The 20,883-nt window shown below is 66.2% G+C and carries 24 protein-coding genes; 14 read left to right on the top strand and 10 right to left on the bottom strand.

Annotated features, from left to right (window positions below; translation table 11 throughout):
* Positions 1-12 precede the first annotated feature (12 nt).
* A complete protein-coding gene (locus ACOGI8_RS03000; protein WP_419855412.1) occupies positions 13-606 on the top strand; it encodes an isochorismatase family protein in 594 nt (197 codons plus the stop codon).
* A gap of 36 nt (positions 607-642) precedes the next feature.
* Here ACOGI8_RS03000 and ACOGI8_RS02995 read toward each other — a convergent pair whose 3' ends face one another.
* Positions 643-957, bottom strand: a complete 315-nt coding sequence (locus ACOGI8_RS02995) for a chorismate mutase (protein WP_419855411.1) — start codon at positions 955-957, stop codon at positions 643-645.
* A 107-nt stretch (positions 958-1,064) separates the two neighbouring features.
* Between ACOGI8_RS02995 and ACOGI8_RS02990 the strand changes: the two genes are divergently transcribed.
* Together ACOGI8_RS02990 and ACOGI8_RS02985 are read left to right on the top strand one after the other, a co-directional pair.
* Entirely contained in the window at positions 1,065-2,261 is a 1,197-nt protein-coding gene (locus ACOGI8_RS02990; RefSeq protein ID WP_419855410.1) for a thiolase C-terminal domain-containing protein, read from the top strand.
* Positions 2,258-2,716 (top strand): Zn-ribbon domain-containing OB-fold protein, encoded by a 459-nt coding sequence (locus ACOGI8_RS02985; protein WP_419855409.1) that lies wholly within the window; start codon positions 2,258-2,260, stop codon positions 2,714-2,716. Before ACOGI8_RS02990 ends, ACOGI8_RS02985 begins: the two co-directional genes overlap by 4 nt.
* A gap of 6 nt (positions 2,717-2,722) precedes the next feature.
* Here ACOGI8_RS02985 and ACOGI8_RS02980 read toward each other — a convergent pair whose 3' ends face one another.
* Genes ACOGI8_RS02980 through ACOGI8_RS02970 form a run of 3 tightly spaced genes read right to left on the bottom strand, consistent with a single transcriptional unit; the run spans position 2,723 to position 3,826 of the window.
* Positions 2,723-3,175: a PIN domain-containing protein gene (locus ACOGI8_RS02980; RefSeq protein ID WP_419855408.1), complete on the bottom strand. Its 453-nt coding sequence runs from the start codon at positions 3,173-3,175 to the stop codon at positions 2,723-2,725.
* Positions 3,172-3,381: a type II toxin-antitoxin system VapB family antitoxin gene (locus ACOGI8_RS02975; RefSeq protein ID WP_419855407.1), complete on the bottom strand. Its 210-nt coding sequence runs from the start codon at positions 3,379-3,381 to the stop codon at positions 3,172-3,174. Before ACOGI8_RS02975 ends, ACOGI8_RS02980 begins: the two co-directional genes overlap by 4 nt.
* 37 nt (positions 3,382-3,418) lie before the next feature.
* Complete coding sequence (locus ACOGI8_RS02970; RefSeq protein ID WP_323671536.1) at positions 3,419-3,826, bottom strand: PPOX class F420-dependent oxidoreductase; 408 nt, start codon at positions 3,824-3,826, stop codon at positions 3,419-3,421.
* Between the two features lie 131 nt (positions 3,827-3,957).
* Here ACOGI8_RS02970 and ACOGI8_RS02965 point away from each other — a divergent pair, with 131 nt between their 5' ends.
* From ACOGI8_RS02965 to ACOGI8_RS02915, 11 genes are all read left to right on the top strand, one after another.
* Positions 3,958-4,938 (top strand): LLM class flavin-dependent oxidoreductase, encoded by a 981-nt coding sequence (locus tag ACOGI8_RS02965; RefSeq protein WP_419855406.1) that lies wholly within the window; start codon positions 3,958-3,960, stop codon positions 4,936-4,938.
* A 72-nt stretch (positions 4,939-5,010) separates the two neighbouring features.
* The gene (locus tag ACOGI8_RS02960) at positions 5,011-5,685 is read left to right on the top strand and encodes a helix-turn-helix domain-containing protein (protein WP_419855405.1); all 675 of its coding nucleotides are present in this window, start codon (positions 5,011-5,013) and stop codon (positions 5,683-5,685) included.
* Positions 5,686-5,689: 4 nt separating this feature from the next.
* Positions 5,690-5,917 (top strand): hypothetical protein, encoded by a 228-nt coding sequence (locus ACOGI8_RS02955; RefSeq protein ID WP_419855404.1) that lies wholly within the window; start codon positions 5,690-5,692, stop codon positions 5,915-5,917.
* Between the two features lie 32 nt (positions 5,918-5,949).
* The gene (locus ACOGI8_RS02950; protein WP_419855403.1) at positions 5,950-6,363 is read left to right on the top strand and encodes a hypothetical protein; all 414 of its coding nucleotides are present in this window, start codon (positions 5,950-5,952) and stop codon (positions 6,361-6,363) included.
* Positions 6,364-6,619: 256 nt separating this feature from the next.
* A complete protein-coding gene (locus ACOGI8_RS02945; protein WP_419855402.1) occupies positions 6,620-8,005 on the top strand; it encodes an ammonium transporter in 1,386 nt (461 codons plus the stop codon).
* A 163-nt stretch (positions 8,006-8,168) separates the two neighbouring features.
* The gene (locus ACOGI8_RS02940) at positions 8,169-8,384 is read left to right on the top strand and encodes a hypothetical protein (protein ID WP_419855401.1); all 216 of its coding nucleotides are present in this window, start codon (positions 8,169-8,171) and stop codon (positions 8,382-8,384) included.
* A 10-nt stretch (positions 8,385-8,394) separates the two neighbouring features.
* Positions 8,395-8,523: a hypothetical protein gene (locus ACOGI8_RS02935; protein ID WP_419855400.1), complete on the top strand. Its 129-nt coding sequence runs from the start codon at positions 8,395-8,397 to the stop codon at positions 8,521-8,523.
* A 211-nt stretch (positions 8,524-8,734) separates the two neighbouring features.
* Positions 8,735-9,160 carry a hypothetical protein gene (locus ACOGI8_RS02930; protein ID WP_419855399.1) on the top strand — a complete coding sequence of 142 codons (426 nt, stop codon included), beginning with the start codon at positions 8,735-8,737 and terminating at the stop codon, positions 9,158-9,160.
* 28 nt (positions 9,161-9,188) lie between these two features.
* Entirely contained in the window at positions 9,189-11,567 is a 2,379-nt protein-coding gene (locus tag ACOGI8_RS02925) for a DUF1989 domain-containing protein (protein WP_419855398.1), read from the top strand.
* Between the two features lie 90 nt (positions 11,568-11,657).
* A complete protein-coding gene (locus ACOGI8_RS02920) occupies positions 11,658-13,001 on the top strand; it encodes a flavin-containing monooxygenase (RefSeq protein ID WP_419855397.1) in 1,344 nt (447 codons plus the stop codon).
* 43 nt (positions 13,002-13,044) lie between these two features.
* Positions 13,045-14,256, top strand: a complete 1,212-nt coding sequence (locus ACOGI8_RS02915) for an NAD(P)/FAD-dependent oxidoreductase (protein WP_419855396.1) — start codon at positions 13,045-13,047, stop codon at positions 14,254-14,256.
* Here the strand turns inward: ACOGI8_RS02915 and ACOGI8_RS02910 are convergent.
* The 6 genes from ACOGI8_RS02910 to ACOGI8_RS02885 form a co-directional block, all read right to left on the bottom strand.
* Positions 14,253-15,584 carry an NAD(P)/FAD-dependent oxidoreductase gene (locus ACOGI8_RS02910; protein ID WP_419855395.1) on the bottom strand — a complete coding sequence of 444 codons (1,332 nt, stop codon included), beginning with the start codon at positions 15,582-15,584 and terminating at the stop codon, positions 14,253-14,255. The genes ACOGI8_RS02915 and ACOGI8_RS02910 overlap by 4 nt on opposite strands.
* 15 nt (positions 15,585-15,599) lie before the next feature.
* Positions 15,600-16,055, bottom strand: a complete 456-nt coding sequence (locus ACOGI8_RS02905; RefSeq protein ID WP_419855394.1) for a hypothetical protein — start codon at positions 16,053-16,055, stop codon at positions 15,600-15,602.
* A 2-nt stretch (positions 16,056-16,057) separates the two neighbouring features.
* Positions 16,058-17,461, bottom strand: a complete 1,404-nt coding sequence (locus tag ACOGI8_RS02900; protein WP_419855393.1) for an FMN-binding glutamate synthase family protein — start codon at positions 17,459-17,461, stop codon at positions 16,058-16,060.
* 20 nt (positions 17,462-17,481) lie between these two features.
* Complete coding sequence (locus ACOGI8_RS02895; RefSeq protein WP_419855392.1) at positions 17,482-18,276, bottom strand: GXGXG motif-containing protein; 795 nt, start codon at positions 18,274-18,276, stop codon at positions 17,482-17,484.
* Entirely contained in the window at positions 18,264-19,193 is a 930-nt protein-coding gene (locus ACOGI8_RS02890) for a glutamine amidotransferase (RefSeq protein ID WP_419855391.1), read from the bottom strand. The genes ACOGI8_RS02895 and ACOGI8_RS02890 overlap by 13 nt, the downstream gene beginning before the upstream one ends.
* 85 nt (positions 19,194-19,278) lie before the next feature.
* On the bottom strand, positions 19,279-20,679 hold the full coding sequence (locus ACOGI8_RS02885; RefSeq protein ID WP_419855390.1) for a glutamine synthetase family protein: 1,401 nt from the start codon (positions 20,677-20,679) through the stop codon (positions 19,279-19,281).
* Positions 20,680-20,883 lie beyond the last annotated feature (204 nt).

Here is a 20,883-nt window from a genome sequence, read left to right as displayed (position 1 = left end):
AGGAGACCAGACATGGCTGAGAATCCCGATCAGCATTCCCGCACCGCCCTGCTCGTCGTGGACGTGCAACCGACATTCTGCGAGGGCGGCGCGCTGGGGGTCGAGGGTGGCAACGACGTCGCCGCCAATGTGGCCGACTTGCTCGCCGGCGACCACGGCTACGACCTCGTGGTGACCACCCAGGACTGGCACATCGACCCGGGTGATCACTTCAGCGACGAGCCCGACTTCGTCGACACATGGCCGCCCCACGGCGTGGCCGGCACCACAGAGGCCGAGCTGCACCCTGCACTCGACGCTGTAGCCGGTCGCATCGACGCGGGAGTGCGCAAGGGCATGCACGCTGCCGCGTATTCCGGCTTCGAAGGCGTGGACGGCGACGGCCGGACCCTCAACGACCTGCTGAGCTCTGCAGGCGTACACGAAGTCGACGTGGTCGGTATCGCCTTCGACCATTGCGTTCGTGCCACCGCGATGGACGCTGCTGCGAACGGTTACGTGACCACGGTGATCGAGGGGCTCTCCGCTTCGGTGGCGCCCGAGACCGAAGCCGCAGCACGCACCCAGCTCGCCGACGCTGGCATCGAGGTCATCATCTCGCGCTGAACCGCCCGTTCAGCTTGCCAGCGGTCTCGCCCGTCTCTAGAGAGTTTCCTGCTCGATGGTGAACTCGCTGGCGGCCTCGGCGATGCGTTTGTGGTTGCGGATCACCTCGTCCATCACGAAATGCACGAACCTCTCGCAGAAGTCGGGATCGAGTCCCTCCGCCAAGGCGAGCCGGCGCAGCCCGTCCACCTGCTCATGCTGGCGAGGCAGGTCAACCGGCGGCAGGTCGTTCGCAGCCTTGTAGACGCCGATGTCATGAGTGATGCGGAAGCGCTCCGCTAGCAGCCGAACCAGCTCCGCATCGACCTTGTCGATACTGCGGCGGAAGTCAGCGAGCTCGTCGTCGGACATCGGCCCTGTTTCTAGCCCATCGAACTGCGACAGCCACCGGACGAGGGGTGCAGCAGACCCGGCGGTGCATCGGCGGGGGCGGGCAGGGCTTGGCTACGGTTTGCGCCGTGAGTGCCTCAGGTGCTGATCGCGGCCTGCGTGGCCGCACGGCCGTTGCAGGTGTCGGTGAGACCACCTACTACAAGCGCGGCCAATCGACCGATCCTGAATTCGTGCTGGTCGTGAAGGCGATCTTGGCGGCGTGCGAGGACGCAGGCATCAACCCACGGGAGATCGACGGGTTCTGTTCGTACAGCAACGACCGCAACACGCCGGCTCGGCTGGCCAACGCCCTCGGCCTCGAAGAGCTGCGCTACTCCAACATGCAGTGGGGCGGCGGGGGCGGCGGCGCTGCAGCCGTCGTGCAGAACGCCGCCAGCGCCGTGCACGCCGGATCGGCCAACGTCGTGGTGGCCTACCGGGGCCTCGCCCAAGGCCAGTTCGGCCGCTTCGGCCAGGGCGGGCGCCGACCGGCCGTGCGGGGCGAGTTCGCCTACACGCTGCCCTATGGCGTGATGAGCCCGGCCCAGATGTACGCGATGCGTACCACGCGGCTCATGTGGGAGCACGGTATCGATCGCTCCACCATGCGGGCGGTGGCGCTGGCTGCCTACCACCACGCTCAGAACAACCCCCGGGCGGTCATGTACGGCCGCCCGCTCGACGCCGAGACCTACGACTCATCCCGCTGGATCACCGAACCGTTCCGGCTGTACGACTGCTGCCTGGAGAACGACGGCGGTGCCGCCATGATCGTCACATCTGCCGAGCGAGCCGCCGACCTCAGCGACACACCGGTGCTGGTGCTGGCAGCCCAGCAGAGCGGCGGTCACCGTTCGGGCGCCTGGGTCCACAACCCGACCGACTATGCGACCTCCAGCTTCAAGCTCGGGGCGCAGCACCTGTACGAGCAGGCCGGCGTGACACCTGACGACGTGGACGTCGTGCAGAGCTACGAGAACTTCACCGGTGCCGTGGTGATGAGCCTCATCGAGCACGGCTTGTGTACCTACGAGAACGCCAACGAAGTGCTGACGTTCGGGAATCTGCGGGCGGACGGTGGGAGCATCCCGCTCAACACCAGCGGCGGCAACCTCGCCGAGTGCTACATGCACGGGCTCGGCATGCAGATCGAGGCCGTGCGGCAGGTGCGCGGCGACTCCACCAACCAGGTGCCGAACGTGAACGTGTCGCTCTCCAACGCCGGACCCATGGTCGAGATCGCCTCGACAGCGATCTACGGCACGGCGGAGGTGCTCGGATGAGTGCGCTCGCCGAGGCCACGTATCTGCCGGAAGGCCTCACCCAGCCTGCCCCGATGCGCGACGGGATGGATGCGCCGTACTGGGAGGGCACCCGCGAGCACGAGCTGCGAGTGCAGCGCTGCGCCGACTGCGGCACCCACCAATGGGGGCCCGACTGGGTGTGCCACGCCTGCCAGTCGCTCAATGTCGAGTGGGTGACGGTCGAGCCCACAGCGCGCATCTACTCCTGGCAGCGCGTGCACCACCCGGTGCATCCGGCGCTGGCCGAACACGGCCCGTACATCGTGGTGCTGGTCGAGCTGCCCCACGCCGACAACCTGCGCATGATCGGCAACCTGCTCGGCGACCCGATGCAGGACATCGTCATAGGCAGCAACGTCGAGGCCGTATTCGAGGACCACGACAACGGCAACCCTCCCTACACCCTCGTCCACTGGCAGGTCACCGGCAGCTGACGTCCTCTATCGATCGGGCATGTGAGTCGCAGATGCAGGATGGACTTGTAGCTGGGTGTGTTGAGCGAGCGCTGTGAAATCGCGATCGGCGTGCAGCACCGCTGCGCTGCTCCTGATGGCGATCGCAGCAATGAGGCAGTCGATCATGTTGCGCACCGTCGCGCCAGACCGTCGGCACGTTCGGTACAGCAGCGCTGCTCGCTGGTAATCGACCGAATTGGTTGGAATCAACTTCGCACGACCGAGCAATGCACGCAGCCGAGCCAGATGCACTTCGTAACGGGCACCTGCCAGCACTTCCATGCGGACTGCGTCACAGGTGAGCACGCCGCCGACGAGCGCAGACTCGACTGCGTCAGCGATCGCGTCATCGCTCCCACGCAAGAACGCGACCCACGCCGACGTCTCAACGAGCACTGCTTCCGCCGGTCGGCCGACATTGCCAGCGGGCTGTGTCACAGGTGCTCGACGCGGCCTCCACGCATGGCTTCCAGGTCGCCGTCCCAACCGGTGCCGCGCATGGCGAGCGCTTCATCAAGCGACATCGGTTCCTCGGAGGCGAGTTCCAAGGCGAAGTTCACTGCTGCTCGCTTGCTGCTGAGTCCATAGCGCTGCATGACACGCATGCACGCAGCCTCGTCGATGTCAATGTTTGTGCGTGCCATACACCAACGATACACCGCGGCGCTCAGCCCCGGCGGATCAGCCGTGCTTGTCGGGGCCGGCCTTGGTGATGTGGAAGCGGACGAGGCAACGCTTGTCCTCCACCATCGCGCGGCGGTAGTCGTCCCAGTCGGGGTGCTCGCCCTGCAGCGTTCGGTAGTACTCGACCAGCGGGTCGAGCGCAGCCTCGCCCGAGATGATCTCAGCCTGGCACTCGAGCTGGACCCAGCGGCCCAGCCACTTCTCGGGAAACACGCACAGCCACGACTGCGGGTCGCGATGCAGGTTCTTGACCTTGAAGGCCGTGTCCCGTGTGCTCATCACCACCGTGTCGTCGACGACGGCCAACGTCACTGGCGACAGCTGCGGCGTCCCGTCGCGCGCCTTGGTGGCCAGCACAGCGCGGTCGTTCTTGCGCACGTAGTCGAGTGCCTTCGAGATCTCCATGCGCGCAGCCTCGCACATACGAGCACCGGCGATCAGGGCTGCCGAGGGGGCGCGAGCCTCGGACGTGCGAATCCGCGCGTTCAGGGCTGGCGACCCGGGCCGAGGCCTGCGCATTTCGCGAGACTGCCGCCATGAAGATCTCTGCAGCGTTCCCGCCCGTGCCCGACACACCCGACCACATCGTGCTGGCCGAGGAGCTGAGCTACGAGACCGCCTGGGTGTACGACACCCCAGCGCTGCAGCTCGACGTGTGGATGACGCTCGCGCTCGCCGCGGTGCGCACCGAGCGCATCCGTCTCGGTCCCGGCGTGCTCATCCCCTCGCTGCGTCACCCGATGACCACGGCTTCAGCCATCGCGACGCTGGTCGGGCTCGTCGGGCCCGAACGGGTCATCGTCGGCGTCGGCACCGGATTCACCGGTCGCCGGGCCATGGGCCAAAAGCCGCTGCGCTGGGCCGAGTTCCCTCAGATGGTCGCCGACACCCAGGCACTGCTGCGAGGCGAGATCGTCGAAGTCGACGGCAGGGCCGCCAAGATGCTGCACTGGCCGGGGCAGGCCGTCGAGCGCCCCATCGAAGTGCCGTGGATCCTGGGCGTGAACGGCCCCCGGGGCCTCGAGGCCGCAGCGAAGATGGGTTGCGGCGTCTTCACCTCACGACCCCGGCCCGACGCCGACTACGCGGGCATCGACGACGTCATCTTGCTGGGCTTCGGAACCGTCATGGACGACGGCGAGACAATCTCGTCGCAGCGTGTCATGGACACCGCCGGGCCGGGGGTGAGCGTGGCGTACCACGCCTTCCTCGAACAGCGCGACGCCCGGCTGAGCACGCTGCCCAACGCCGAGCGATTCAGCGAGATCATCGGTCCCATGGACCCCGACACCTTGCACCTCTCGCTGCACGAAGGCCACCTCACCCAGCTGAATGCCATCGATCGCCAAGTGCTCACGCCTGAGTCCCTGCGCATCGCCCCATTCGTGTGCCATGCCAGCGAGGTGCCCGAGCGCATGGAACGACTCGCTGCCGCAGGCATCACCGAAGTCTCGTTCCAGCCGATGGGCGACGTCGAACGCGAACTGCGCACCTTCGCCGCAGCCGCCAGCCTCTGAGGATCCTGCCGCCTCCGCAGCGGGCACACCGGGCGCACCGGCCAGCACTTGCCATCTGGCACTATCAGGGCGATGAACCCGGACCCGCGGGAAGATCCCGACGGCCCCGAACCGCTGAGCCTTGCGGAGTCAGCCATCGATTCGCCGCTGACCACGGCCGAGCTGTGCCGCGTGGTCGGCAGCCGGGTCCGCGAACTCCGCCAAGCCTTGAATATGACGATGTCGGCGTTCGCCAACGATGCCGGCATCTCGCTGGGGATGCTCTCCAAGATCGAGCACGGCCAGAGTGCGCCGAGCCTGTCGACGCTCGCTCGCCTCGCCGGCACGGCGAAGGTACCCGTGACCGCGCTGTTCCGGGGCCTCGACGAGGAACACGACCTGGTCATCGTGCGAGCGGGCGAAGGCCATGAGATCCACCACGACCGCGGCGGGCCGGACCGGCTGTACCAGGATCTCGGCACACTGCGAGGACCCAACCGGATCATCGAGCCGATGATCACCACCATCACCGAGCCGGGCGGCGTGTTCCCGCTCTACCAGCACCCGGGTGTGGAGTTTCTCCACGTGCTGGAGGGATCGCTCAACTACGGCTACGGCGGCAAGGCCTACCTGCTCAACACCGGCGACACCATGCAGATCCACGGCGAGGTGGCCCACGGCCCGGTCGAGCTCGTCGAGCTGCCGGTGCGGTTCATCTCCATCAAGGTGTACCCCGCCAGCGAGTCGCGCTCGGCGGCGGGAGGGTGAGGCAATGGGCTTGATGTTCGTCGCCGACTGGATCAGCGACACTGGCTTCGCGCGCCGCAGCCTCCTGCTGTGGATCCTGCTGGCCGCAGCGGTCGGCCTCACCTACTGGGAATGCCGCGAACGCGGCTACCGCCAGACCGTCATGCTGTGGTGGGTGTCCTTCGTGGCCATCACCCATGTGGTGGGCTACGTCATCCTGCGTCTCGTGCCGCGCCCGCCCCGAGACGACTGATCCCACCAGCCGAAAAGCCAGAGGACATCACGATGCCTGATGACGGGTTGATCCCCCCCGAGCCGCCCGACGGATCGAAGGGCCTGATCGGCCGCCTGAACGCGATGCCTGGTCGGCCACTGCTGCTGATCACCGTCGGCGTGATCCTGGCAATCCTGCTCATCTTCGCCCCGGGAAGCTGCTCCGGCGTCGACCTCGAGGAGCGCGAGGCCATCGCCATAGCCCGCGCCGAACTCGACGACCATCCCGACGGCTTCGCGCCCGAACGTACCGAGACCAAAGTGCTCCGCCAGGGCTTCCCCCCGACGCCCTATTGGGTTGTGGTCTTCACGGTCCCAGACCCCGACGGCGGGTCCGAGGACTTCCTCCACCACGCAGCGATCTGGGTGCACGCCGGCACCGGGGAGATCCGCGAAGTGCAGGTCGGCGCCGCCGGCGACGGCTGATCAGAACAGCCGGGCTGAACACACGACGTCAGCGGCATTTGCACCTCTGCAGTACGGGCGCTGACCAACCGCTCGGGCGTTGATCGCGCGCGCCGCACGAGCGGGCTCTGCCAAAAACCGCCCACGACGTTCAAATTCCACCCATGGCGCGGGTGATGTCAAGGCGAACATTGCGAACCTGTTACGGTTTCCCCCAATTGGTCTGGCGCCCGGGTTGTTGGGGACTCAGCGCAAACCGAAAATGGGGGGAGGCGCGATGGATACCTCTGTTGTGTTCACGGAGGCTTACTACTTCTTCACGGTCGCGATCATGTGGCTATTGCACGTCGGCTTCATGACGTATGAAGCCGGCGTCAGCCGTCGCAAGAACGTCATGTCGACGGCCATGAAGAACATCATGACGATCGCCGTCGTGACACCGACGTTCTATTACGTCGGTTGGTATGTGTACTTCTGCTTCCAGGAAGGCATCAAGTTCACGGGTGATACCACCGGCAACGGCAATGCCGGTGTCGATGCCTACTACTGCGGCGACCAGTACGGCTTGCCATGGGACGGCACCGCAGGACCGAACCTCGGCGACAACATCACGGGCGTCTTCTGGGCGGCCTTCGTGCTGTTCTCGTGGACGACCGGTTCGATCATGTCCGGTGCCGTACTCGAGCGAATCCGGATCTCGGCCTACCTCTGGCTCACCGCCCTCATGGGCGGCATCGTCTGGGTGGTCGCGGCCGCCTGGGGCTGGAGCTACGGCGGCTGGCTGGTCACCCACTTCGGCTACCACGACTTCGCCGCTTCGGGCGTGGTCCACGGCGTGGCCGGCATCTTCGCCCTCGGGGTGCTCTTCAACCTTGGGCCGAGAATCGGCCGCTACGACGCGAATGGCGGGACGCGGGTGTTCAAGCCCCACAACCTCCATCTGACGCTGATGGGGCTGATGATCATCTTCACGGCGTTCTACGGGTTCTACGCGGCGTGCTTGGCGATCACGGCCGACACCACTCTGGGTTGGGCGAACATCTATTTGAACCCGGCCACGCTGTCGGCGATCACCTACACCATCACGATGGGCTTCGCAGGCGGTTTCGCCGGCGGCTACATCTTCGCCAAGGGCGATCCGTTCTGGACCATCTCCGGTGGTCTGGCCGGCGTGGTGGCTGTCTCAGCAGGCGCCGACATCTACAGCCCGAACCTCGTGCTGATCCTGGCGTTCTTCTCGGCCGGTCTTGCCTACACCGTGGGCAACTGGATCGAGCAGAAGGCCCGCATCGACGACGCAGTCGGCGCGGTGTCAGTGCACGGTGTCATGGGTTTCTGGGGTGTCATGGCCGTCGGCATCTTCGCCGGGGGCTACCCGACAGGGCCCAACGGAGTGACTACCACCTTCCTGGGCCAGCTCGTGGGCGCTGCGGCGATTTTCGCATTGTCGTTCGTCACCGGTTACGTGGCCTCGTGGGTCCTGAAGAAGCTGAACTTGCTTCGGGTGCCACCCGAGGTGGAGGTCGAAGGTCTCGACATGGCCGAATTCGAGACGGACTTCTATCCGGAGTTCGGTCGAGCCGCTGAGCCGATTGTCCACGCTGACGGGACCGAGGGGGACGCAGACGAAACGCTGCGGGCCGACCTCGCCGCCAACCGCTAAGTCGGGTGTCCGCCTCGTGGTTGCAGTTCATTCTTGCGATCGCCGTCATGTACCTGCTGGTTGCGGCTGCCGGGTACTGGGGCAAGCAGAAGCGAGCGCAGCAAGAGGCACCAGGACAGAACCGACACGATCACTGACATCGTTCAGGACTAAGGAGGACTGAATGAACACCTTCCCGTACGACAGTTGGGAAGCCGCTATCGAGGCAGCCGACGGCACGACCGGGTACTTCACGTGGGGTCCCGGTGGCAATACGGGCTCGTATGTTCTCGCCATCATCGGGATTGCCGTCTCGGTGGTTGCAGCACTGCTCGTGACCGTGCGTGAGGACAAGCTGCTGAACCATGCGGCTGACCGTCTCGCTGACAAGTACAGCTAGGAGGACTGACATGGCTCGACGCAAGCAGATCGAATTCCAAGGTCTGCACGGTCACAACAAGGCCGTCGAGATGGGAGTGGTGGTTTTCACCATCGCCTGCATCGTCTTTACGATCATTGCTATCCAGGTCGTCGGCTGACAGCAGTCGGCAGACGCATCACAACCAACGCGGCAGACGCCGCGCCGCCCACTGGCGACGCGGCGTCTGCTGGCGCGTTGAAGGCCCGGAGGCTGAGCCGAATGGCGAAGCCGTGGCCCGAGCGGCCCGTGAGCGAAGCGAACAAGAGCGGGAAATAACAGGTGACGCAACGCGGACGTTCCACAGTGCGCTCACGACCTAGGTTGAGGTTATGAGCGCCACTCGCAAGTGGATCGCCCAAGCGTGCGTGGTGGTGGCCGGCGCGGCGATGTTTCTGCCGTGGAACGTGAACGCCGGGCTGAGCGGCACCCAGACGGTGACCGGCATCAGCACCGGTGTCGGGCGGATCCTGCTCGTCATCTGCATCCTGACAGTGGTGCTGATTCAGATCCGCTGGCGTCCCGCATGGATCGGTGCCGGATTTGCTGGCGCGATCGCGGTGCGCGAGCTCTTCAGCCCGTCAGGCACCGGCACTCCCGATGCGGGCTTGGGTCCGCAGATCGCCTTCATCGCGTGCGCGGTGGCCGTCCTCCTGCTCGGGTGGAACATGTTCGCCGGCGTTGCAGCCGGTGAAGGCCGCGGTCCCGACGAGCCCCCGCGCTGGTTCTTCTCCGGTCCGCTCGGCCGGCGCCGATGACGCTGCCTCTGGACCTCGGGCGACAGCAATGACGCTGCTGGTGACGGCCGAGGCCCCGGGGCTGGTGCCCGGCTTGATGCTGCTCGGCACCGGGGTGGAGCGCTACCGCGTGACGGGCGGCGGAGCAACGGTGCTCGCGCTCGCAGCCGGCGATGAATTGGAGATCGTCGATCCCGAGGGCTGCCAGCCATGCGAGCTGGTCGCCTTCAATGCCGGCGGGCAGTCAGATCCAGCCCTGCTCGAGGTAACCAACGGCAACGCCACGGCCTCCGTCCCAACCGATCCGGCGGCTGTCGGCATCCTCTCGGCGCCGCTGACTGATGCCCGCCGCGTACGGACCGGTCTCGAGCGTGTCGGCGTCGACATGCCCGCCGTGCAGGCGGCGACACCGCTGAGGCTGCTCGACGGCGCCACGCCGGCGAATGTCACGGCACGGGTGACCGCGCTCGACGATGTCGCCTGCGTGGTCGCGGCGCCCGGCGGCCCGATGTCGGCGCACGAGGGTGCTCCGCCCACCGATCTCATCGCCTATGTCCACCGCCGCGACCCCGCCGGCGAGGGTGCCGAGCCACTGCTGCCGACGCCGCTGGCCGACCCCAGCCAGGACTTCATCGTGCTGGCCAGCACGGCACGCGCCTACCAGGTGTCGAAGGGCGACTGGTTCCAGGTGGTGGACATGGAGGGCCGGCAGTGCTCCGACTTCCAGTGCTTCGCAGTGGCAGATCTCGAAGCGGGCACCGATCTCTGCCTCGACGCCACCATCACCCGGTCGCTCATGGGCGCGAGCTACCCGATGCCGGGCCTGTACTCCAAGTTCTTCAACGCCAAGATGCAGCCGCTCGTGGAGGTGGTGCAGGACACGGTGGGCCGCCACGACACCTTCAACACCGCCTGCAACGCCCGCTACTACGAGGAGATGGGCTACCCCGGCCACATCAACTGCACCGACAACATCAACGGTGAGCTCGAGCCCTACGGCGTCGCTGCACGGCGGGGCTGGGAGGCGATCAACTTCTTCTACAACACCCAAGTGGACGACGCGAATCAGATCTACCTCGACGAGCCGTGGTCACGCCCCGGCGACTACGTGCTGTTGCGGGCGCTGGAAGACCTGGTGTGCGTCAGCACTGCGTGCCCGTGCGATGTCGACGCTGCCAACGGCTGGAACCCCACCGACATCGCGGTGCGGGTGTATCCCGCAGCGAACATGTTCAAGAAAGCGACGGCCATCAGAATGACCGCGGACTCCGAAGCCCAGCTCACCAAAGAGACCGGATTCCACTCCCGCACCGCTGCGCTGACGCGCAGCTTCAGCGAGTACTGCGGGTACTGGCTGGCCGACCACTTCACGGCACACGGCGCTGTCGAGGAGTACTGGGCGTGCCGACAGGCAGCAGCCGCCATCGACCTGTCGCCGCTGCGCAAGTACGAGGTCACCGGGCCAGACGCCGAGCTGCTGATGCAGACCTGCGTCACTCGCAACGTCCGCAAGCTGGCTGACGGGCAAGTTGTGTACACCGCCATGTGCCACCCCACCGGCGGCATGATCGACGACGGCACGGTCTTCCGGATCGGGCGCGAGAACTTCCGCTGGATCGGCGGCCAGCTCGGCTACAGCGGGGTGTGGCTGCGCGAGCAGGCCGAGCGGCTCGGCTTGAACGTGTGGGTACGCAACTCCACCGAGCAGCTGCACAACCTGCAAGTGCAAGGGCCCAAAAGCCGCCGCATTCTCGACGAGATCATCTGGACCCGCCCCGACCAGCAGACGGTGTCCGAGCTGGGCTGGTTCCGCTTCTCGATCGCCCGCATCGGCGACTACGACGGCATCCCGATCGTGGTCTCACGCACCGGCTACACCGGCGAGCTCGGCTTCGAGGTGTTCTGCCACCCCTCCGACGCCCCGGCGGTGTGGGACGCCATCTTCGAGGCGGGTACACCCCACGGGCTCGTGCCCATGGGCCTGAGTGCGCTCGACATGCTGCGCATCGAGGCCGGGCTGGTGTTCGCCGGCCACGAGTTCTGCGACCAGACCGACCCCTACGAGGCGGGGATCGGCTTCACCGTGCCGCTCAAGACCAAGGAAGACGACTTCATCGGGCGCGATGCGCTGTTCGACCGGCGCGACAACCCCCAGCGGCGTCTGGTGGGGCTGGAGCTCGACGGGGGTGAGCCGGGGGCGCTGGGCGATGGCGTGTACGTGGGGCGCAACCACGTCGGCGAGATCACCAGCGGCACCATCTCCCCCATCCTGCGCAAGAACATCGCCCTGTGCCGCATGACGCTGCCCTACAACGAGATCGGCACGGCCGTCGAGGTGGGCAAGCTGGACGGACACGAGAAGCGGATCGCCGCCGAGGTGGTGCGCTACCCCTTCTACGACCCCGACAAGTCCCGAGTCCGCGCCTGACCGGTGTCCCGGACGCTTGCACGCAGGTGCAAGACTGAGCGGTGTTCTACTGTCGTTGCATAAACGTCTAACCACATGGGGGATTCCGACATGACTCGGGTAGCCATCATCGGTGCGGGACCGTGCGGACTGTCGCAGCTGCATGCGTTCGCCAGTGACAGCTCAGCAGAGGCCGCAGGCGTCGAACTTGTCTGCTTCGAGAAGCAGGACGACTGGGGTGGCCTGTGGAACTACACATGGCGCACGGGCCTCGATGAGCACGGCGAGCCCTGCCACGGCTCCATGTACCGCTACCTGTGGTCCAACGGCCCCAAGGAGTGCCTGGAGTTCGCCGACTACGGCTTCGAGGAGCATTTCGGCAAGCCGGTGGCGTCGTTCCCGCCCCGCGAGGTGCTCTACGACTACATCGTGGGCCGGGCCGACCGCAGCGGCATCCGCGACAAGATCCGGTTCAATCACGCCGTGCGAGGCGTGAGCCGTTCGGCTTCCGGCGACGGCTTCACGGTGACCACCCACGATCACGCCACCGACGCCACCACCAGCGAGGACTTCGATTGGGTGGTGGTGTCGACGGGGCATTTCTCCACGCCCAACATGCCGCACTATCCCGGCTACGAGACGTTCGGGGGCACGCTGATACACGCGCATGACTTCCGTGACGCCGTGCAGTTCGAGGGCGATGTGGTGATGGTGATCGGGTCGAGCTACTCGGCCGAGGACATCGCGTCGCAGCTGTGGAAGTACGGGGCGGCCGAGGTGATCTGCTCGTCACGCAGCGGGCCGATGGGCTTCGACTGGCCCGAGGGCATCAACGAGAAGCCGATCCTCACCCACGTCGACGGCCGCACGGTGCACTTCGAAGACGGCACCAGCGCCGATGTTGACGCCATCGTCTCGTGCACCGGCTACCTCCACCACTTCCCGTTCATGGATGACGAGCTGCGCCTGGTGACCGCCAACCGGTTGGCCAGCTCGATGCTCTACCGGGGCGTGGTGTTCCAGCCCGAGAACCGTGTCCTCTACCTGGGAATGCAGGACCAGTGGTACACGTTCAACATGTTCGACGCCCAGGCCTGGTACGCCCGTGACGTGATACTGGGTCGCATTGAGCTGCCCAGCGCTGATGAGCAGGCCCGCTGGATCGACGACTTTCAGGCCGCCGAGGACGCCGTCGCCGACGACTACGAGGCCATCGACTTCCAAGGCGACTACACGCAGGATCTGCTCGACCAGACCGACTACCCAGACCCGAACACCCAGCTCATCAACAAGATGTTCAAGGACTGGAAGAAGCACAAGAAGCAGTCGATCATCGGTTACCGCGACCATGGCCACACGTCGCCGGTGACCGGCACGATGGCACCGGTGCACCACACGTCGTGGGAAGAGGCGCTCGACGACTCGCTGGAGTCGTACCTGGCCGACTCGGGCTGATCGGCGGGTCTCGCCATCCGAGAGGGCATTGAAGGGCCGTTTCGTGCAGGCGATCCGATCTGAAGCAGATGTCGTAGTGATCGGCGCCGGGGTGACCGGTGCCAGCATCGGCTACCAGCTCGCCCGGCACTCGGACCTGCGCGTGGTCATCATCGACGCCCGGGCGCCGGTGGGCGGCATCTCGGGCCGTACCTTCGGCCAGATCCGCCAGCACTACTCCAACGAGCTGATGGTGCGCATCGCGCAACGCGGCTTCCACTGCATCCAGAACTGGGACTCGGTGGTGGGCTTCGGCGACCCCGGCTACGCCCGCTTCGGCTACATGCTGCTGGTGGTCGAGGATCAGCTCGACGGCCTGCGCTACAACATCGATCTCGGCCGCGGTCTCGGCGTGGACACCAGTTTCGTGGTCGGCAGCCAGATCACCGAGATCGAGCCGCTGGTGAACGCTGACGGCCTCGCCGGTGGTGCCTACGAGCCCGAGGGCGGCTACATCGACGTCACCAAGATGGTGCTGAGCTGGCTCACCGCAGCAAGCGCAGCCGGAGCCCACGTGCTGGCTCCGGTCGCCGTGAACGAGATCGTGACCTCCAGCGGTGCCGTCACCGGCGTGGCGACGTCGGCTGGCGAGATCACGACGCCGCTGGTGATCGCCGCCACCGGGGCATGGGCGCGCGACCTGCTCGACCCCCTCGGCATCGAGGTGCCAGTTGAGCGGCGGAGGCTGGACATGGCAGTGCTCGAACAACACGCCGGCGCACGGGCGCTGGGAACCTGCATCACCGACGGGAACTCCAACCTGGTCATCCGGCCCGACATGGGACGCCACATCGTGGCGGTGGCGTACCCGCCGGAGATGCCCGTGGTCGTTGACCCGCTTGCCGATGCATCCGACGCTGACCACGCAGCGCATGCCGAGCGCCTCGAAGCGGCCATCTCCGAGCGCCTCCCGAGCTTGACCGTCGCTTCGACGGTCAGTACCACCAGCGGCGCCTATGACGTGTCGCCGGACTATCACCCCATCCTGGGCTGGGCATCGGAGATCGCCCCGGTGGACGGTTTGTACCTGGCCGTCGGCCTTTCCGGCCATGGGCTGAAGCTGTCGCCGGCGCTCGGCGAGATCGTCGCCGCCCGCATGCTTGAAGTCGACAGCGTGGGCGACGCACCCCCGATCGATATCAGCGCGCTGCGACCCTCACGCTTCGCCGACGGCGACCTGATGCACCTGTCCTACGGCCCCAGCGCCCGCGCCTAGCTCCAGGGGTAGGGCGAGTTGCTCACCGGGTGGAGCCGGCCTTCGGCGTAGCGCGAGTAGCGGAACGGCTCCAGCAACGCCTGCGGCTCGCCGAGCAGCTCCTTGGCAACCAGTGCGCCCACGCCGATCATCTTGTAGCCATGATTCGAATCGGCGATGAAGAAGGCGTTGTCGCAGAAGGTGTCGAACACCGGGAAGTTGTCGGGCGAGAAGCTGCCGATGCCGCCTGAGGGCTCGTCGCTGATGAGGTGGTTCTTGCCCTCGAAGCGCTTGTGGCAGTGCGCCAAGGCCGCCGTCCAGGTGCGGTAGAAGTCGCCGCCCACCACGAAGTCGGGCGAGTCGGGCCCGTAGGGATCCACAGCCACCTCGTCGGACGGCTTGTCGACCACATAGGGCATGTAGCCGCCCTGCACGCCGCCGAAGTTGAAGTCGGGCTTGTAGTAGATGCCCCACGGACCCTCGGTCACCAGGCCCTCGGCGTCGTACAGCGGGGCGTCGGTATCGACGTGCACCACCGGCGGCATGTTGCCCTCGTTGTCGGTGAGGTAGCCGGGATCGACCGTCAGCGTGCCCTCCTGCAGGCACATGTAGGTCCACGTGGGCACGTTGTGCAGCTCACCGTCGCCGCCGAGGATGTCGGTAGTCGTCGGCAGGTCGAGCATCGCCCAGATCTTCTGCACCCACGGCCCCACGGCCACCACCACGTGCTCGCAGGCAACCGGGCCCTGGTCGGTGAGCACGGCAGTGACGGCCCCCGATGAGTCCTGGTCGAACCCGGTGACGGTCACGCCGCCGACCACGTTGACCTCTTCGGCTTCAGCCTTGCCCAGCAAGCCCTTCAGCGAGGCCATGTTGTTGGCATACCCGCCACGGTGCTCGTGCAGCACGCTGGTGATGCCCTGCGCCTGCCAGTCGTCGAAGATGCCCTTCATGTAGCTGTCGGACGCAGCGGCGCCCTCGACGAACGTCGACGAGTAACCGATGGCCTGCTGCTGGGCATGGATCGAGGCCACGTCGGTGCGCATCGCCTCGTGGCTGATCTGCATGTAGCCGACAGGGTGGTACGAGAACGCCTCGGGATCGCTGTCCCACACGTCCACCGAGTGCGCCATCAGTTCTCGCATGGCCGGCTGGAAGTAGTTGTTGCGGATGACGCCGCAGGCAATTCCCGAGGCGCCCGCGCCCACACCCGACTTGTCGATCACGACGATGTCGGCGCCCGAGCCCCGTCCCGACGACCGCAGGTCGCGGGCCAGGTTCCACGCCGTGGACAGGCCGTGGATGCCCGAGCCGATGATGACGTAACGAGCGCTGCTCGGTAGTGCCATGTACCAGAACCTTCCTCAGTGAGCTGCGGGGGCTTCCCAGCCCTCCAGCACCGGCGGGCGCCATTCGGTGCCGACGATGCGGGAGCTCTCCACCCACGGTCCCAGCTCCACCTGCGGGAACTTGCAGTGGATGTCTTTCAGCGTGATGCCGTAGCTGTTGCCCTCGGTGAGGTGCTTCATCAGCACCTTGCGGGCGATCTCGTCTTCGCGGCCTGCGGGAATGTCGAAGTAGATCTTCAGGAACGAGTTGGAGTAGCGGTCGAACACGGCGGGGACGCCGTCTTCCTCCAACAGCGTGATGTCCTCAAGCCAGTTGATGTCGGGCCCCGGCGTGAGCGCCAGCAGATCGATGCCTTCCACCAACGACATGTCCTCCTGGTACGGGAACCGCTTGCCTGCCAGCACCTCGGCGTCGATGGCGACCGTGCGAGTCTCGCGGGTGCTCTCGCCTGTGCTTGCTTGTCCAGCCATGCCTACAGTCCTCCGTCGATCACGTGCTTGTCGAAGAGATCACGGATCTCCGCCAGGGTCCGCTCCTCGGTGACGCCTGGGATGTAGTTGGTACCGGCGATCGGCACCTTCGCCATGGCTGCCGCCTCGTGCGTCAGCGCTGCGAGGTCCTCGGGCTCGAGTGAGTGGATGTCGGTTTTGCCGCACGCCCGGGCCAGCATCTGCACTTCCATGGTGAGGGTGATCAGGAAGTTGTAGACCCGCAGCGCCGCTTCGTCGACGTCGAGGCGCTTGCGCAGCTCCACGTCCTGGGTGGCCACGCCCACCGGGCAACGGCCGGTGTGGCAGTGGTAGCACTCGCCCGCCGGCACGCCGATCGTGCCCTCGTAGTCGGTGACCCCGGGGATCTCCTTGTTGCAGTTGAGCGCCATCAGCGCCGCAGTGCCGAGCGCGACGGCGTTCGCACCCAGCGCCAGGCATTTGGCCACGTCGCCGCCGTTGCGGATGCCGCCCGCAACCACCAGGTCGATGTCGTCGGCGAGGCCCACGTCTTCGAGCGCCCGGCGGGCTTCGGGGATGGCAGCCATCAGCGGGATACCGGTCTCCTCGGTGGCCAGGTGCGGCCCCGCACCCGTGCCGCCCTCGGCGCCGTCGAGGTAGATGACGTCGGGGCCGCACTTGGCGGCCATCCGCACGTCGTCGTACACCCGGGCCGACCCCAGCTTGAGCTGGATCGGGATCTGGTAGTCGGTGGCCTCACGCACCTCTTGGATCTTCAGCGACAGGTCGTCGGGGCCCAGCCAGTCCGGATGACGGGCCGGTGAGCGCTGGTCGATGCCCGCCGGCAACGACCGCATCTCGGCCACCTGCTCGGTGACCTTCTGTCCCATCAGGTGGCCGCCGAGGCCCACCTTGCAGCCTTGGCCGATGAAGAACTCCACGGCGTCGGCCAGCATCAGGTGGTGAGGGTTGAAGCCGTAGCGGCTCTGGATGATCTGGTAGTACCACTTGGTTGACAGATCACGCTCGGGCGGGATCATGCCGCCCTCGCCCGAGCAGGTGGCCGTGCCGGCCATCGAGGCGCCCTTGGCCAGCGCCATCTTGGCCTCCAGCGACAGCGCACCGAAGCTCATGCCGGTGATGTACACCGGGATGTCGAGCTCGAGCGGCTTCTCGGCGAAGCGGGAGCCGATGACCGTCTTGGTCTCGCACTTCTCCCGGTAACCCTCGATCACGAACCGGGTGAGCGTGCCCGGCAAAAACACCAACTCGTCCCAATGGGGGATCTTCTTGAAGATCGAGAACCCCCGCATCCGGTAGCGGCCCAGCTCGGACTTCACGTGGATGTCGTTGATGACCTCGCGGGTGAAGATCCGGCTCTTGCCGAGCACGTCGGTGCTCGCATTCACCTCGTTTTCGTCGGCCATGACTGTTCTTCCCCCTGCCTCTAGTGGATCACGAGCTTGCGCTCGGACGGCTCAAGCTGGTCGTAGTTGTGCAGCACCTTGCCGCAGACGAATTTCTGGAACTCGGGCGGGTCGCCGAGCCCGTGAATGCGGAACTTGCGCTCGATCAGCTCGGTGTCGGCATCGTTCCACTCACCAGGAACACAGTCGACCCCCAGCGACGCCACCTTGCCGGCCACGTAGATCTCGCCGTCGTACATCGAGTCGCCCAGGTTCATGCCGGCGTTGCCGCAGATGATCTGCCGGCCCCGCTGCATCATGAAGCCGGTGTTGATGCCCACATCGCCAAGCACGATGATCGTGCCGCCCTTCTGATCGATGCCGGTGCGGGCACCCACATCGCCCTTGACGATCAGGTCGCCGCCACGGATGGCGGCACCGGTCAGCGAACCGGCGCTTCGCTCGATGGTCACCACGCCCGACATCATGTTCTCGGCCACCGACCAGCCGACTCGGCCGTTGATCGTCACCTCGGGACCGTCGATGAGCCCGCACGCGAACCAGCCGGGACTGCCTTCGAAGTGGATGCGGCAGCGCTTCAGAATCCCGACCGCCAGCGAGTGCTTGGAGGCCGGATTCAGGATCGTGACGTCGGTGATGCCGTCGTCGTAGATGAGCTTGCGCAGTGCCATGTTGATCTGGCGGATCGTCAGATCGGACGCATCAAAACGAGCCCGGCCGCCGTCCACTTCGATGTTGTCGGGCATGTCGGCAGTGGGCTCGACCAGCCCCCGGGCGTCGTAGGAGACGCCGCTGCGGGAACCTACACCTGCCACACCAGCACCTCCCGCTCGTAGGGATCACGTGTCACGACCTCGCGCTTGACGAGCGACCGGATGGCCACTTCCTCGGTGGCAACCGCCACGAGCGGCTCCGACTCGAACAGCACCAGCGGCTTGGCCGCCATCTCGTCCTTGGCAACGCCGAGCTGGTTGCCGGTGACGCAGACGTAGGTGAACACGCCGTCGAGGTCATCGAGGCTGTGCTTCATGGACGTTTCGAGCGTCAGGCCCCGGCTCATGTACTCGGCGAGGTACACGGCGATGATCTCCGAGTCGCACTCGCTCTGGAAGCGGTGGCCGTGCTGCTCGAGGCGGCGGCGCCACTGGTGGTAATTGGTGAGCTGGCCGTTGTGCACCACGGCCACGTCTGCGAACGGGTACGCCCAGTAGGGGTGCGCGCTGGCGAGGTCCACTTCGGACTCGGTGGCCATGCGCACGTGGCCGATGCCGTGGGTGCCCCGGAACGAGCCCAGGTTGTACTGGTCGCTCACGGTGGCGGCGTCGCCCAGGTCCTTGATGATCTCCAGCGAGCTGCCCAGCGACAGCACCTCGCAGCCAGGCACGTCCTCGAGGTAGTCGGCCAGGGCCTTGAGGTCGCCGCCGTAGCGGATGGTGGCCCGGAAGGCGTACCCGGTCTCGCTGGTGACCGTGGCCACCTCGGCGCCGATCTTGGCCAGGCGGCTCTCGACCTCGGCCCGGTTGCGTTCGAGGCGCTCGGCCATGCCGATGCCCGTGCTCTTGTTGGGCTCGGCCAGCACGAACCGGATCACGACCAGGTCGTCAGCCGGTCCGTACACGGCGTAGCCGGTGGAGTCCGGCCCCCGGTGCTTCATCGATTGGAGCATCGCGGTGAGCTCTGCTCCGATGTCGGCGGTTCCGTCGCGGTGGATCACTCCCGCAATGCCGCACATGGTGCCCCCCTTCGTGGGTGCTGTTCTGTTTCAGATTGAGTGCCGGCCCGCCTCGGCGAACCGGCCGGATTGCTGCAGGTGCCCCTCACGGCAGGACGTCGAGGTACTCCTCCACGTCCCAGTCCGAAACGGTATGCAGGAAGCGTTCCCACTCGTCGGTCTTGTAGTGGAAGAACACCTTCTCCATCTCGCCGGGCAGCGATCGCATGATGCACTCGTCATTGCGGAGCGCCTCAAGGGCCTCGCCCAGCGTGAGCGGGATCTTCTGCACGTCCTTGCCGGCTTCCATGGCCTCGTAGATGTTGCGCTCCTCGGGCTCGCCCGGGTCGAGGCTGCGGTCGAGGCCGTCGTCCATCGCCATGAGCAGCCCGGCGAACGACAGGTGCGGATTGACCGAGCTGTCTGCCGAGCGATACTCGAAGCGGCCCGGAGCGCTCACCCGCAGCGCAGTCGTGCGGTTCTGGAAGCCCCAGTCGGCGAAGACCGGCGCCCAGAAGCCGGTGTCCCACAGCCGGCGGTAGGAGTTGACGGTCGGCGAGGACAGGCACGTGAGCGCCCGCACATGCTCGAGGATGCCGCCGATGGCCTTCATACCGATGGGCCCGGGGAGCTGCGGGTTGTCGCCCTCGGGCATGAACTTGTTGTTGCCCTCGGCATCCCACAGCGAGATGTTGTGGTGGCAGCCGTTGGCCGAGACGCCCATGAACGGCTTGGGCATGAAGCACGGGAAGGCGCCCAGCTCGCGGCCCACCTGCTTGCACACCTGGCGGTAGGTGGTGAGGCGGTCGGCGGTGAGCTCGGCCCGGTCGAACTGGAAGTTCAGCTCGAGCTGGCCGGGAGCGTCCTCGTGGTCGCCTTGGATCATCTCGAGGCCCATCGCCTCGCAGTACTCCACCACCTTGTGGATGAGCGGCTGCAGCTCTGCGAACTGGTCGATGTGGTAGCAGTTCGGCTTGGTCATGCCCTCCACCGTGGGCTTGCCGTCTGCATCGGCCTTGAGCCACATCATCTCGGGCTCGCAGCCGGCCCGCAGGTGCAGGCCGTGCTTGGCCTCGAATTCGGCGTGCAGCCGCTTGAGATTGCCCCGGCAGTCCGAGGTGAGGAACGCGCCGCCGTCGACCTCTTCTTCACGGCCCCGGAACAGGGTGCACCAGACTCGTGCCGTCTTGGGATCCCACGGCAACGGCATGAACGTCTCGGGCTCGCCGATGCCGACGAGCTCGCGGGCTTCGGGGCCGTAGCCGATGTAGTTGCCGTGGCGATCGATGAAGAGATTGGCGGTGGAGCCGTAGACGAGCTGGAAGCCTTTGCGGGCGATCATCCCGAAGTGCTTGGCAGGGATCCCCTTGCCCATGATCCGGCCGGTGACCGAGACGAACTGGCAGTAGAGGTACTGGATGCCGTCGGCCTCTATCTGGCGCTCGACTTCAGCAATCTGTTCCTCGCGTCCGTCGGCTTCGACGAACATCTCAAGATCTGTGGCCATTGCTCCCCCTGTTGGCATGGCTTTCGGGTTCATGCGAACCGTAACGCCCCGCGTCTTGTGCCTTGGCACGCCCGCTCCCGGACGCGTCCAAGCTGCTCCGCAACCTAGCACAGACTCCGAGATGATGTCTAACCTGAGTAGCGGCTCTTTCCTCACAGTAGAGGCCACAACGAGTGCTCATAAAGTCTTGTCAGAACCGGGACA

The sequence above is a fragment of the Candidatus Poriferisodalis sp. genome (assembly GCF_965204195.1).
Classification (GTDB): domain Bacteria; phylum Actinomycetota; class Acidimicrobiia; order Acidimicrobiales; family Poriferisodalaceae; genus Poriferisodalis.
This window is presented reverse-complemented; position numbering and strand designations above follow the sequence as displayed.